The organism is Laspinema olomoucense D3b (genome assembly GCF_025370785.1).
Classification (GTDB): Bacteria; Cyanobacteriota; Cyanobacteriia; order Cyanobacteriales; family Laspinemataceae; genus Laspinema; species Laspinema olomoucense.
The window spans coordinates 291,222-305,869 of the sequence record NZ_JAMXFA010000002.1 but is presented as its reverse complement, the minus strand read 5'-3'; the positions used below and the strand labels follow the sequence as shown (position 1 = coordinate 305,869).

Here is a 14,648-nt window from a genome sequence, read left to right as displayed (position 1 = left end):
GGACAGGATATCTTTGTCTCTCGCCAAGGGGATGGCATTAACTTTGTGGTTGATTTTGAAGTGGGAATTGACCGCCTGGGATTGGCGGAGGGATTAACCGTTGAGCAATTGAGTATTACTCAAGCAACCGGGGTTACTAATATTTCTGTGGGGGGTGAACTTTTGGTCGCTTTAAATAATGTGGACGCCACGAGGATTACTCCTGTGGATATTGTGATGATTTAGGGGAAAGTTGGGGGCGATCGCCTCCATTTTTCCGGGTCCAAGCCAGGTAATCACATCTTAAGGGAGTTCCCTAAGAGTGGGAAATTCTTCAAAAAATTGACCGAAGCATTCCAGGACTACTCGTGAACTATCAATACCCCACTGTAGTTGGGTATTGATAGTCCCGTACATGGGAATATTGCCTAATAGCGAACTATTTGTGAGGTCAGGTTCCAGTCATACTCTGTTAACTGAACGGGCTTTTTCACTGCCGGTTACAAGGGCAACAAGTAGGCTATCTTCCACAAAACTAGCGAGGGTAAAACTTGGAGCGATCGCTTCTACTACGGCAAAGAACTTCCCCCCTTCAATCGGTGTTAAGCCCCAGGCTTATTTAACTGTTACAATGGTGGTAAATTCCCTCTCTAAATCATAAACTAGGGGTGGAGATAATAGACCTTTTGCAAAATTATAAAAAATGCCTTAAAAAAAAGGGAGTTGGGGGGAGAAATCCTTGTTTTTGCAAGAGGCTTAATATTTTTGAAAGATGGGATCGATTCAATCTGCTTAATAATGTTGTTGCGGTCTGGCTAAATTCTTAAACTTCGTAAACTGCGGGTCAAAGAGTAACTTAATCGTCCCCGTTGGTCCATTTCGATGTTTGGTAATAATCACTTCCGCAATTCCCCGGTCTGGGGTATCCGGATTATAATACTCTTCCCGATAGAGCATAACGACAATATCGGAGTCTTGTTCAATCGAACCGGATTCGCGTAAATCCGACATCATCGGTCGTTTATTCGTTCGCGCTTCTACCCCGCGACTGAGTTGGGATAAAGTAATAATTGGAACATTTAATTCCCGGGCTAATTGTTTCAATCCTCGGGTAATTCTTGATAACTCTTGCACCCGATTATCAGGGCTACTGCCTTCCATCAACTGCAAATAATCCAGGAGAATCAATCCCATTTTACCCCCCTGTTCCGCTTGCAGTCGCCGACATTTGGACCGAATATCGGTAATCGTAATATTGGGGGTATCATCAATAAACAAGGGTAACTCGGAGAGATTGCCGATCGCAATACTTAAGGCTTCCCATTCATTCTGAGCAATCCGTCCCGATCGCAGTCGATTACTCTCAATCCCCGCTTCCCCGGACAGCATCCGTTGCACCAGTTGTTCCTTGGACATTTCCAGGCTAAATACCGCCACAGGTAATTTATGGAATTCGGCAATATTGCGCCCGAGATTCAAGGCAAAACTGGTATTATGAACGCAAATATCATTAGCCACAAAATTATGGGTTTCCGGAATAGTCAGGTCATAAACCTGCTGTTCTCCCATGAATTCAATCGCCACAATTTCATCCCAATACACCTCACTGGTAGCCAATTGCTGAAGCGGCAGATTTTCTAATGCAGTGGCTAAAGTCCAGAGTCGTTCCCGGGACAGGGCGCGTTTGCCCACATGGATATTACTATAGCCTTGAATGCCAGCGCGTTGGGCTAAAAACGTCCAAGGTTCATCCCCTTTCACCTCTGCTAGTTGTTCCCAAATTTCCACCGGAATTAAGTCGCGGTTGGCGTGAGGTTTCCGAGTCGTTAAAACTTCCGCAACCTTGGCGATCGCCGCTTCTTTGCCAAAGATGCCAATTTCCCCAATAAAGGTTTTAATCGATTCCGATTCCGTAATATCCAGTTGCCAAGCGGGATGACGGCTATGTTTATAGTTTACAGACCGCAATTTTAAAGCAGCAATAATGCCGAACCGGAGTAACAAATGCTGAACTTGGCGCGCCAGTTTTTCGCTAACCGTAGCAAAGCCTAATTGAGCTTGTCCACTGGCAAGAACCGACGCCCATCCATCAGTGGCAAACAGGCGATTAAGAAACAAAGAAATCTGCGATCGCTTTAACTTAAAGACAATCGGCGGAATCGCTTTCTCATCAGCCTTTTTCCCCCATAGTCCTAATTCCTGCAACCACAAAGTTAGGGGTTTTTGAGACTTCTCGTCACTTCCATAAATGTTTCCATTACCGTTAATAGAGCAGCCTGCGAAGGCAGGCTTCGTCCGTATAGCCCCACCCTTCAGGGTGCGGGTATTATGTAAAGTCCTAACCGCTTGTTCAAAGTCATTCAAAATAGCCGGATTACTATTCATAAAGCAGGGCTGGTCTCCGGTCAAACAACAACCATCCCCAATCAGATATCCCAACAGCTTGACTTGATATTCCGGCAGGGTTTCCGTCCCAAATACTTCTAACTTCCGAGGGACAGCAATTTTATCTCCGACTTGGAGTTCCGAAAGTCTTCGCCACCCTTTTATGGTCAAATAAGGATGGGTGAGTGTGGTTTCAATGTACCGACCCAAACGAGTTTTGACCCGAAAGACGGGTTTAATACCATCATCGACAAAAGCAGACGGTTGAGTAAAGGTAAATTTCCAATTATCCGCTAAGGTTAAGAGTTCAGCCTGACGACGCTTAAATATTTCTTCAATGGTGGTTACACTGCCATCCCTTAAAATGAGTTCAGAAAAATGCCCTAAGCATTTCCCCATCGCCGGTCTACCGGCTATAATAATCAAATCCGATCGCTGCAATCCTCCGGTCATCGCATCTAAGTCATAAAACCCACAAGTTAACCCCGGTAAAGCTAACCCTTGTTGATGGATTTCGATGTTTTCAAAGGTGTGAATCAGGGTTTCTGAAATGGAAACTAAACCCTGTTGCGGACGGTCCTGGGTGAGGCTAAAAATGGTTTGTTCCGCTTTGTCCAGGAGGGTGGCTAATTCCGTGGTGGTATCAAATCCTAACTCAGCTACTTGATGTCCGCCTCGAATTAATTTGCGGCGCATATATTTATCTACCACCAGTTCGGCATATTGGTCGATATTGACAGCAGAAACCGTGCGTTCTACGAGTTGGGCCAGTTTGCTTTGTCCGCCGACTTGTTCGAGGAGTTTATGGTCGGCTAACCAACTGGTGACGGTCATCAAATCCGTGGCTTTGCCTTGGAAATGGAGGGCGACTGCGGCTTTGTAAATCTGTTGATGGGCGGTGATAGAAAATCCATCCGGCGGGAGTCGGTCTAGGACTCGGGTGATGGCCTCCGGGTCGAGGAGAATTCCGCCTAAAATACTTTCTTCCGCATCAATGTTTTGCGGGGGGAGGCGATCGCTATAGCCTTGGAAGTTTAAGGATTCAGCCACGATTTGTACTCAGCTTTCGTCTGGATGCACTGGACGCGATTTACTTGGGTTAGAAATAAATCGCGTCTTTTCTATTGTACAAATCTCAAGACGGTTTTGACCCAGGCATGACAGAAATTCCGCCTGGGAGACTCGCCGATTTTTAGCCCGCAACCACTTGAATTTCGACTTCAGCGGTAACCTCGGGGTGTAATTTGATTTGTGCTTTATAGAACCCAGTCTTGCTAATGGCAGGCAGGGTAATCCCACGGCGATCGATTTCTTCGTTAGTAGCAGCTTGGATGACTTCCGCCACTTCGCGATCGGTAACCGTCCCGAAAATCGCATCCCCTTCCCCAACAGATTTGGAGATGGTAAAGCGTCCAATGGTTTCCAGGGCCGTTTTGCGGGATTGTGCCTGTTGTTTTTCTTCCAACAGACGCTGCCGTTCTAGTTCTCTGCGGCGTTCCACTTGACGGAGAATACCGGGGGTGGTACGAACGGCGAAGCCTTGGGGTAGCAGGTAGTTCCGGGCATAACCGGGGGCCACTTCTACGAGGTCGCCGGATCTACCCAGCTTTTTAACATCTTGACTTAGTACGACTTGGACTCGTTTGCTCATAATGGTTCCTGTTCGGTCAGAACTCTCTATTTTACGCTTCTTGGGGACAGATGGCAATAGGGAGGGGGTGTGATTTTAACCACTGATTTCACTGATTTTCACGGAGGGGGTGTGATTTGGGGGTGGGGAGAACTGGCGCTTATGGGGTTTACCTTTACCGAAACTCGATGGGTCTGTACCCTAGGAGTTAAAAGACGCTATCTAGACTGAGTAAAACAGATTTAGTGTTTTTGGAGGCGGGAATTTTAAGGGGGGTATATAATTTTATACATACAATCTTGACGATTGGCGGTTATTTCAGCTCTAGGGGATGAGAATTGTCGGTTCTGACTCCATTTATTTGGGGAACGAGTCATTGAAAATTTAAGCTATTGGGGGATACTTAGGTTGAGTGACTTAGTTTTTTGAGCCTTGATTTGAGTGCGATCGCCCTGGGCGACCCCACTCAATTAACCCTTTAGCAACCCACCCCGCCACCACCGCCGAACCCAAACTCAGTAGCAAGGCAAGCATAAACGGATGGAGGCGATCGCCCCAAAAGGGCCGCTTAATCAGGCCGTAGCAAGCAGAGTTGCTCATTTACAGCCTGAAGCACTTAAAATATGAGATTTGGTATCGCGAAAAGACATAGGACGATCGCTTATCGTGATCCGATATTTATCAAAATTGACACTTTTTACATGGAAACCCAAACATTGCCCTTGGTTCGACTCAAACGCAGTTTAAGTTTTTTAGAAACTTGGGGTTTTGGCTTAAGCGGACTCTTATTATGGCTGGGACCCGCACCAGCGATGAATGCAGCTTTGGGAGTGCAAGCCATTTTTGTTTGGATTCCTGCGGCGATTATTGGCATTTTACTGAACTTCCAAGTCCAACACTTGGGGAGGCGCTGGACCGATATGTCCGGTGGAACCCCCAATTATGCAGCCAGACTGTTGGCCAAATATCCCATCGCCGCGCGTTATGGCGCGATCGGATATTGGCTGGGATGGGTTTCCGTACCGCCCATGAATGCGCTCATTCTCTCCGACTTGGTGATTGCCAATTTAAACCCGGTCGGTCTGGACTTGCCCGAAAATCTGCTCCGGCTGGGATTTACTGTCATTCCCTATATTGTCGCATTTAGTGGCACCCGCACATTAGGCATCTTGCACTTGTGTTTCATCATCCCGGCGCTGGGGTTTTTAGTCACCTTTGGCTTGCAAGGCTTGGGTTGGCTCACCTTTGCGCCAGTCAGTCCGGGCATTTTACCGACGGATTGGGGCCAGTTTAACCTGGTCGAATGGGCCAAGTGGTTTTTTGTAGCAGTTTATGCCGCCTATGGCTGTGAAACTGCCTCGTCTTTTGTCGCCGATAGTCGGCAGCCGAGAAGCACCCTTAAAACCTTATCTTTTGCGGCGGTTTTATTACCGATTGTCTATGTGGGTGGCTCATGGATTTTGATGCGTTTAGCCGGTGACCCAAGTTTAGAGAATAATACATTTTTGCATTTAGTCGCAGGGGCGCAACCCTTTTGGGGATCAGCAGCTTCCACAGTGGTGACGTTCCTCCTCTCCGCCGGATGTTTGCTCAGTTCAACCACGGCTATTTCTAACTCCCCACGGGTTTTGTATCAGTTAGCTGTGGACGGGTATATAGCCCCGGTATTTGGGGTCGTGTCCTCTCGGGGGGTGTTTGGACCGGGGTTATTGTTCACTTTTATCTTAAGTTTAATTTGCCTGCTGGGGGGGGATGTGGCTCATGTGGTGATGGTGACGGGTACGGGATATCTCTCGTCGATGATGGCGGTGCATTTGAGTTTATGGCTCAACCGCGATCGCCCAGAGGTCAAATGGCCCCGCTGGTCTTTGCTTTTCCTGATTGTGGAAAGTTTCGTGATGGTAGTGGGCGGACTCGCCTGGGGGTGGCACCATTGGCTGATGGGATTGTTACTCCCCCTCACAATTCTCGGGGTTGATGGGCTAATCCGACGCCGTTCTGTTCGCTTATTTCGCGTGGAGTGGTGGTTAGCGCTCTATCGCCCTCGCCGTTCCGGACAGTTCCAAAATTTTGATGTTTTACAAGTCGGTGTTTTACTCTTTTTAATCTGTGGGGCGTTAACAGTGGGCTGGGTGGTCCGAACCGCGATTGATCAAAGTGGTTTAGCCGTCGCCAGTGAGCTATATGTGTTGTTGTTACTGAGTATTGCTTTAGTCGGGGTGGCGATCGCCTGTTGGACCAGTTTGCCGCAAATTGCCTCAATTGTGGAAGCCCAAGAAGCCACGGAACACTTATTTAAGGTGGCCCTCGATCCGATTATGGTGATTGATAAGCATGGGGCGATCGCCCGGGCGAATCCTGCTGCTTGTGAGCTATTTGGGGTCTCGGCTCAAGCTTTAGTCGGGGTGAAGATGGCCCAACTCTTACCCGGACTCAGGGATGCTCCCCAGTTTTGGCATCCCCGTTGTGAGCAGGTTGTCAACCCCAGGGCGCTCTCCTTCCCAGAGGCTCAATCTTCAGCAGAATCATTTGCCCAAAAAACCGTAGAAGTCTCCCTTTCTTCTCGGACCAATTGGGATCAAATCGAGTATGTCGTGATTTTACGAGATATCACCCCACGCAAACAGGCCGAAGCGGAATTAAAAGCCGCATTTGCCCGCCAAGAAGAACTCACCGCCACCGCTACCCGACAAGCGCATCAACTGGAAACCGCTTTATCGGAACTCAAACACACCCAGTCCCAACTGATTCAAACGGAAAAAATGTCCAGCCTGGGGCAACTGGTGGCTGGGGTGGCCCATGAAATTAATAATCCGGTCAACTTTATCTATGGCAATTTAACCTATATTAACGAATATGCCACGGATCTATTGGCATTAATTCGTCTTTATCAAGACTATTATCCTGAGCAAAACCCAGAGATTGAGGCGTTCATTGAAGAGATGGATCTTAATTTTTTGGCGGAAGATTTGCCCAAGATGATTGCTTCGATGAAAATAGGGGCCGAGCGGATTCGGCAAATTGTTTTAACTTTGAGGAATTTCTCAAGGATGGATGAAGCCGACATGAAAAAAGTTAATATTCATGAGGGGATTGAAAGTACCTTATTAATTTTGCAAAACCGGCTCAAGGGCAAAGCTCAATATCCACGCATTCAAATCATCGAGCAGTATAGTGATTTGCCGGAAGTTGAATGTTTCGCCAGTCAGCTAAACCAGGTGTTCATGAATATTATCAGTAATGCGATCGATGCGCTTCATGAGCGGGCTCAAGCCGCTATCCTGACTCCTGATCAGGGAGATGTCCAGCCCCCCAGGATTAAAATTCACACCGCTGCCTTGGATTCGCACTGGGTGAGAATTACGATCGCCGATAATGGGCCCGGAATCCCCGAAAACATCCAACACCGCCTGTTTGACCCCTTTTTTACCACCAAAGCTGTGGGCGAAGGAACGGGTTTAGGATTGTCGATTTGTTATCAAATTGTGGTAGAAAAACATGGCGGGCGGTTGTATTGTACTTCGGACCCGGGAGAAGGGGCGCAATTCATCATTGAAATCCCGGTTAAAACTGTGAGAAAAGCGGCGCAACCGGAAGTGATCAGTGCGATCGATTAAAGTTCTCTAAAATTCCCTTAAACAGGGTTTCTGGGGCGATGAATGGAGAGGCCAGGGGAGTGCATTGTCTTACATCATGTTTACTGGCTCACCCCTACTGACCTCACCCCTCAACCCCCATCCTTTGCCCGGATGGGGAAGAAGAGGAAGAACTGTTTTTTTAGGTTAATCCCCCGGACTTGATATTAGAAGCCTGGTTTTTTTTCTTCTTCTTCAGAGGCAGGATTTTCTACGGGGGTCAAGTTTAGGGTGGCGTAGATTTCAGCCAGGGGAATGTTGAGGTCGAGGCTTTCAATTCGGGCAACCTGCGATAATCCTTGATAGGTTTCTAACACCCAGCGATCGCCTTCAATTCGGTGAAATATTTCTACTACATAATCCTGAGAACTGACCAGGATATAATCTTGTAAACTCGAAAGCTTCCGATAATATTGGAATTTTTTACCTCGGTCAAAGGATTCGGTGGATTCGGATAACACTTCGATGATGACTTTTGGGGTGTCTACATGGGCAAGATTCCGGTTATCAGTGGGGTCGCAATTGACCAGTACATCAGGGTAAAAAAAGCGTTTGCCTTCATCAATCCTTACTTTGATGTCGGCGAAGTAGGTACGACAGCCAGAGTTTTGCAGCGCGTTACGCAAGAAAATATAAAGATTGCCACTAATAATATTATGATTGGTACTGGTTCCGGCCATTGCGTAAACGTCACCATCAAGATACTCATGTTTGATGGGGCTATGCCGTTCGCGTTCTAGGTATTCTTCGGGACTGATATGATGATCCGATTTGACAGCAATCATGGCTAGTTTAGGGATAAAAAAAAGTACAGGAATAACGCCCTATAGGGTTAGAACTATCCTAGCAAAAACCGGGGGTAAAAACCAGCGGGGGTTTGAATTCCCGCTGGTTTTTAGGGGTTACTCTTTCACTTCCAAACTAGAGGAGGCCGATCGCCCGAATTCTTCGGGGGCATATTGTAGATGAACATTAGCCCCGGGCCATTCGTAGATACCGGGGGTCACCGATCGCACTAAATAATGCAGGGTGTAAACTCCCGGTTTCAGGCGATCGGCATAGGCGACGATGCGATCGCTGTAGAGGTTCTGATAGCCAATTTCCCAGCTACTTTGTGCGGATTTGACGGCGAAGGTGGCTGTCTGGAAGCTGGTATCCACGGCTTCAAATCCTGCGGGTAGCGGGTCGGTAATCACAACATGATCGACGGGCCGATCGCTGATGATTTCTAACCCGATATCAAACACTTGTCCGGCAGCAACGACGAGGTTTTTATCCGGTTTGGCTAATCCAAATTGGGCGATCGCCTTGTCACCTCCTACCGGACTGATGTTCCGTTGCACTCGCAATCCGTTATACCGTCCCGGCTGATTTCCGGGTAATCGGTATCCGTATTCCACGAGGTAGTGCAATGTACCATTTCCGGTTTTATTTAAAGTGAGATTACTCTTTCCTTTGGGGACGCTATCCATTGCCACTTGGATAAATCGCCGGGTATTGTCATACCCTTGGAACTGCATCGACTCTAGGGTATTGCCGCCTAGGTTGGCGGTGGCGGTGAAGTTGGGGGGGGTGGGTTGACTGTTGCTATAGGCGACTAAGGCAGAAAGTGCTTCGGCGTTGGCGTAGCTATTTTCCCAGGTTCCTTCCCGGCGTTGGTTGAGTAACCCTTGGAGGAGGCGATCGCGGATAGTTGGGTTCGCGGACCGGGCGATCGCTAAGCGCAGGGTTTGTGCTTGTGCGGTGGTGGGGGAACTTAACCATCCCCATCCTTGGGGGAGGTTGACGGTAGCCGATCGCCCAGTTTCAGCCACCGTTTCAAATAGCTGGTTAGAGAGGGACTGCGCTTCCGTTCGCCATTCTGGGAATTGTTCTAAATATCGCGCTAGTTTGGTTTGGGCGACGGCATCTAAGTCATTCCGTTGGGCATATATATCCGCCAGAAAGTCATTACGCCGTTCTCCCAGTTCCGCGAGGGCCATTAATGCACCGAGACGGACGCGGTTTTTACAGGATTGACTGTCGCAATAGGAGTATTGTCCCGGGTTGGCGAGGGTTTTTTGTAAGTATCCGCGCAGACGTGAGAGCATTGGTTCATCCACGGCAAATCCTGCTGTTTTCCCTTGGGATAAACTTTCGGCAGCATAAGCGGTGAGGAACGGGTCGGACTGGGTTTGTCCGGGATAGGTAGCAAATCCGCCATCGGGTTGCTGCAGTTTTTGGAGGCGATCGAGAGCGATCGCGGCTTGTTCCGGTGGGTTAAATTCTCCTAATGCTTGCCGGTACTTTTGTCCGAGAATTTGCAGGTTAGCAGCAACGGCCAGTTGTGAGGCTGCCGGTTCTAAAAAGGGTAAGCTATCCTCGAATAATGTCTCTCGCGCTGGGGCCGTAATTTCGGGGATGAGGCTGGATGCTAGGTCGATTTGCAATCCTCCGACATTGGGTAGCACGTTGTTGTCTATACTCAGGGGAATATTAACCCGGTTTTCCGTGGTTCCGGTCTCAATAACGCTCTCACTTACAGGAAGCTGTCTCACGGATAGGGGAACCTCGAAGGCATCTCCCTCGCGGTTTAATTGACTGACAAAGCGCACGGTTCCTTCGCCGAGGGTGGAGGCTTGCATATCGAAGCGATAGGCGCGGGTTCCTGATGCAGCCTCGGTTTGGAAGGTCTGAGTGGTTGCGGTTTTGTCGGCAAAATTCAGATTCTCACTCACGGACCCTTGGATTTGTAAGCGGCCTTTTTCTTCTGTGGTATTAGTGAGAGCAAGGCCGCCTGAAAAGCGATCGCCTGGTCGCACAAATTGCGGTAACAGGGGAGTGGCCATCAGGGGTTTACTGGAGATAAAGGTATTTTCTCCATTTCCAAAGCGCATATCCGTGGTGGTGGCAACGGCCATAACTCGCCAGGTGGTTAAATCATCGGGCAGTTTAAAGTTAATGGTCGCACGTCCGTTGCGATCGCTCATCACAGACCCATTGTAATAGGCCAAGGGTTTAAACTCAGTGCGGATTCGGGTACTTCCTGAACCGGCAGAAAATCCGCCTCCATATCCCCAGCCTTTTTGCACAGGAGAACTCAAGGGAGATAGCACAACATTGAAGCGGTTATCACTCCAGCTTGTGGAAATTGGTTGTTCCGCATACACTGTATCCACTAAGTTGGGCGGACGATATCCCGTGAGTTGTAAAACACCCTCATTCACCACCATAACTGTTAATTGGCCTTGGACGGGACGGTTTTGCCTGTCGGTGACTTGCAGTTGGACCGTTTCCTGGGCACCGGGTTGCACGGTTGCTTGGGTGGGGGTAACTTGGACGGTGAGATATTTCTCCCCTAAGTCGGTTTTAAAGGGTGCAAAGCCGATTTTAACCAAATCTTCCAAGTTGGCTGGTTCCACTTGGTCTAAGGGCGGTCCTTGGCGGACTAAAACCGCTTCTACTGCCGCATTTGGCAGCATTTCGGGGGTGACTTTAAACTGGATTTGGGGTGCAGCGCCATTCACTTTGGTGATAGTTTGATACAAGGGTTTGTCTCGCACAACGGCAAAGTAGAGTTCTGCTTCGGGGTAGGGAGACTGGATTAAGGCGGTGGCAATCTCACCGGGTTTGTAGCTATCTTTGTCGAGTTTGACTTCTAGGAAGTTCTCGCGATCGCTACGTTGTCCCCAACTCACTCCTTCGGTTCCCGTGGCCCAAATTTGCACATCGGTGGCGGTAGCGTCGGTTTTGGCGTTGGCAAGGTTGACCCGAATCCGATAGGAACCCGCTTCCGGAGGGGTGAGAGAGACGGTTTTGGGGGTAGTGGCGGTTTTGACAGTTTCCGTGGCGATCGTTTCATATTCCACCTGATAGCGGGGGGTCCGACTGCCTGCCACCACCTGAGTGACGCTGCTGTAATTCATTTTTTGCAGTTCCACCCGCAGGGTTTCTCCATTGACGGCAGTTCCGCTGGGGTCGGTGACGATCGCCTCGATGGAAAAGGGTTTCCCGGCATCGGCGACAAAGTTAGTTTTAACTCCGATTAATTTGTCGCTGGGTAAGGCGGTTAAGGTTTGAGAATTGGCAACGGAAAGATTAGAAATATCGGTAACTTCTGCATCAATCCGATAGGTCATGGGATAGGGTAAATCCCGGTCAATGGTAAGGGTTAAGGTATGGGAACCGCTGTTATCTAAGGTAGCGGTTTGTTGCAGGACTTCACTAGGGATTTCTGGTTGTTCTTCCGGCCAAAACCATTGGCGGCCAAAGGTGAATTCTTGCCAACCCGGAGGGGTGAATTCCTCGGGCGATCGCGTGACGTAATATTTGGCACTGCCTCCGGCAACCGGGGAACCGAACAGATAATCACTCTCGGCTTTGGCCTGGATTTTTTCGTTACTCAGGGCGTAAGTTTTATCGAGGTTCAGTTGCACTTGGAAGTTGGGCGGTTTAAAGTCAGCAATCCGGAATTCCCCCTTAATTTCTACATCGTTGTTAGATTTAGCGACAATTGAATAGTATCCCAAAGGCCGATCACTACCGATAGGAACTTCTAAGGAAAAGGTTCCAAATTCATTGGTATTTTGAGTTTTCAGGGCAGTTTCATTGCCCTCTGGGTCGCGTAAGGTAACGGTATAAGCGGCATTTTTGTCCTGGATTAAGTCGCCATTTTCCAGGTAGTAAGCAACGGCGGTGAACTCAGCGGTTTCGCCCGGTTTATAGAGTTGACGATCGCTGAAAATAGTCCCGCGAGAGAGGGGTCTTCCGGGATTCCATCCGCCATCGATTCCGTATCCATAAGTGCCGCTATATTGCCAAATTCGGGTATAGGCCCAATCTTGGTTTTGACGGGCGATCGCGAGTAATTGCGGGGGTTCCTCTGCACCCTGGTTGCAGCGTTGCACCTGTTGAGAATTCAAGACGAAAAGTCCTGTAGCATTGGTGGTTCCTGTGGCACAAGGGGTTTGTGGCGATCGCGTGGTGGCATCGGTTTGAGATTGATAAATATCCACTTTTGCACCGCTAACGGCAGCGCCATCAGAAAGGTGATTAACTTTCACCAGTCCCGTATCTGGAAACCATTGGGCAAATACGCCTAAATTTGTGAACTGAACCATGCCATAATAGGTCGGTTCACTCCATTTTTGTTGGCCGTTTTCTTGATAAGAATTGGTCCGTCCCCGAATCCCATAGGCTAACATTCCCGTGGTCCTGCCTAGGCGTTCTCGCAAGGGAATGGCCACCGTAGCGGTTTGATTTTTAGGAGGAGATGAAATGGGGAAACTTTGCCAGTTACTCGGATCGGGTAACAAGTCGGTTTCATTCCCTCGGGGATAAGCAGAATCAGTAAAGACTAAATCCCGGGGTTCGACAATGCGATAGGCGGCTTTATAGGCAGAATCAGGCAGGTTAACCGCCGAAATTGTCAACTCTAAATCTTTGCTTGTCGGAAAAATATTTAAGTCTGAAGGGGCCCAGATTTCGGCGGCTAAATCTCCGGTTTGGTAGTTTAAGGTGATGGGTTTTCCTAGGGTTTGACCGTATTTATCTTTAACATCCGCTCCAATAGTAATAGCATATTGGGTCGCCGGTTCCAATGCCCAAGGATTGAGATTAATAAGGTTAGAATCTGGATAAGTTTGAATGAGAGGTGGTTCAGATTTGGGTGGGGGATTAAGGGTGATTTGATTTTCCACCGATGCGGGGTCAATCCAGTTATTAAACTTTAACTGGGGTGCGCCGTTGACAAAGCGCCCGTAAGCAAATCCCATCTCCGGTTTTCCCTGCAATTCCATTTCCTGAAATTGCAGGGCCTCATAGGTTTTGACTTCACTATTAAAGGGGCGATCGCTGACTAAATTTCCCCTTGCTGGTTCTAAGCCCGGGGAAAATTCCACCCGATAAGCTGTGCCTTTTTCCAGGTCACGTTGGGGGGTAATTTGATAGTCCCAAGTGCGGAGGGAAGGGTCAAATGCTAAAGCTGAATTTGCCGTCAAAGCGTCCTCAGATTCCAAGGCAGCCACTTGGAGGGAAACCCCTTCGCTGCTACCTACGGGAACTAATTTAACGTGCTGTTTAACAGAATTGAGATTCAGCGGCACGTTAGAGGTAAATTCCAGGGGTTGTTTCAGGTCAATCCATTGGGGTTCGGCATATTGATCAGGAGGGTCACTGGTGGGTAAATTGGTGAGTTTAATCGGTTCGGTGTTGAATGTCCAGGCTAAATCCTGGCTGAGTTGATGATTGTTTAAATCAGCTAAACCCGCTTTGAGGGTGATTTGGATTCGCGTTGCTTTAGGCAGGGCTTCATCGGGTTGAAATCCGACCATGCGCGGGGTTAAAAATCTAAATTGCCCGGGGAGTTCCGGGGTGATTTGAAATTGGCTGAGTTTAGCGGTTTGTTCCGGTGAATCGAGACTTTCTAAGGGAATTACTGGGTCTTTAAACCGGATATAAATTTGCGCTAAGGGTTCGGCTTCTCCGGTGGGGGAAATCTCCTCGATCCAGTTGGGAAGTTGAGGAGTCGCCAGGGGTGCTACTGCCGGAAGTTGTTTAATGGGTGAAGCCGTTTGAAAGAAATTACAGGCTGCTATGGTGAATGAGAGTAGCAGACCTAAAATAAACCACGTCCAAGTTCTACGGATTAGACGCATTTTTATCACCAAAAAGAATTAAGGATATGAGCAGATATTCTGGAGTTCTGTGCTTCCCATCGGGAGCCAGAGGGGACAATTGTTTACCAAATCAATGGATAGGGTGGGTCGTGGTGACCCGAGAGTCTATCTGCTATTAAAACTCAAAATTTCAAGACAGTGGAGAATTTGTTGATTTTCTTAATCATACCGAATTCGGTTGCTCCAGGTCTATAAAAAGAAGCGCGACTCAAGGGTGGGTCTACAAGGACAAAGCCCGAGAAGCGCGGGCTCAAGAAAAACCGACTTTTGACAACCGGATTTGGGATCAAAGGCGAATCCGTAGGGAAGGAAAGGGGAAACCACTAAAAAACCGGGTTCAGGCGATCGCACCTGAACCCGGTT

At 48.5% G+C, this 14,648-nt stretch carries 7 protein-coding genes; 2 read left to right on the top strand and 5 right to left on the bottom strand.

Translation table 11 applies throughout. The features are described 5' to 3' along the window. A partial coding sequence (locus NG792_RS02420) for a hypothetical protein (RefSeq protein ID WP_317619488.1) occupies positions 1-225 on the top strand: 225 nt, incomplete at its 5' end. 546 nt (positions 226-771) lie between these two features. Here the strand turns inward: NG792_RS02420 and dnaB are convergent. The 3 genes from dnaB to NG792_RS02405 all read right to left on the bottom strand — a co-directional run bounded on the left by dnaB (position 772) and on the right by NG792_RS02405 (position 4,594). Continuing rightward, the gene (gene dnaB / locus NG792_RS02415; protein ID WP_261234377.1) at positions 772-3,414 is read right to left on the bottom strand and encodes a replicative DNA helicase; all 2,643 of its coding nucleotides are present in this window, start codon (positions 3,412-3,414) and stop codon (positions 772-774) included. 142 nt (positions 3,415-3,556) lie between these two features. After that, entirely contained in the window at positions 3,557-4,015 is a 459-nt protein-coding gene (gene rplI / locus NG792_RS02410) for a 50S ribosomal protein L9 (RefSeq protein ID WP_261200220.1), read from the bottom strand. A 396-nt stretch (positions 4,016-4,411) separates the two neighbouring features. Beyond that, complete coding sequence (locus tag NG792_RS02405; RefSeq protein WP_261200221.1) at positions 4,412-4,594, bottom strand: hypothetical protein; 183 nt, start codon at positions 4,592-4,594, stop codon at positions 4,412-4,414. Positions 4,595-4,695: 101 nt separating this feature from the next. On the opposite strand from NG792_RS02405, the gene NG792_RS02400 reads away from it, so the two are divergent. Next, complete coding sequence (locus NG792_RS02400) at positions 4,696-7,611, top strand: amino acid permease (protein WP_261234376.1); 2,916 nt, start codon at positions 4,696-4,698, stop codon at positions 7,609-7,611. 185 nt (positions 7,612-7,796) lie between these two features. On the opposite strand, the gene NG792_RS02395 is transcribed toward NG792_RS02400, so the two are convergent. Next, on the bottom strand, positions 7,797-8,414 hold the full coding sequence (locus tag NG792_RS02395; RefSeq protein WP_261234375.1) for a Uma2 family endonuclease: 618 nt from the start codon (positions 8,412-8,414) through the stop codon (positions 7,797-7,799). Between the two features lie 117 nt (positions 8,415-8,531). Then, positions 8,532-14,264 (bottom strand): alpha-2-macroglobulin family protein, encoded by a 5,733-nt coding sequence (locus NG792_RS02390; RefSeq protein WP_261234374.1) that lies wholly within the window; start codon positions 14,262-14,264, stop codon positions 8,532-8,534. Between the last annotated feature and the right edge of the window lie 384 nt (positions 14,265-14,648).

Excerpts from the sequence above, each read along its gene's own strand:
- NG792_RS02405 (WP_261200221.1), bottom strand. The coding sequence starts at position 4,594 with ATGAGCAACTCTGCTTGCTACGGCCTGATTAAGCGGCCCTTTTGGGGC.
- NG792_RS02390 (WP_261234374.1), bottom strand. The coding sequence starts at position 14,264 with ATGCGTCTAATCCGTAGAACTTGGACGTGGTTTATTTTAGGTCTGCTA.
- NG792_RS02400 (WP_261234376.1), top strand. The coding sequence starts at position 4,696 with ATGGAAACCCAAACATTGCCCTTGGTTCGACTCAAACGCAGTTTAAGT.
- rplI (WP_261200220.1), bottom strand. The coding sequence starts at position 4,015 with ATGAGCAAACGAGTCCAAGTCGTACTAAGTCAAGATGTTAAAAAGCTG.
- NG792_RS02395 (WP_261234375.1), bottom strand. The coding sequence starts at position 8,414 with ATGATTGCTGTCAAATCGGATCATCATATCAGTCCCGAAGAATACCTA.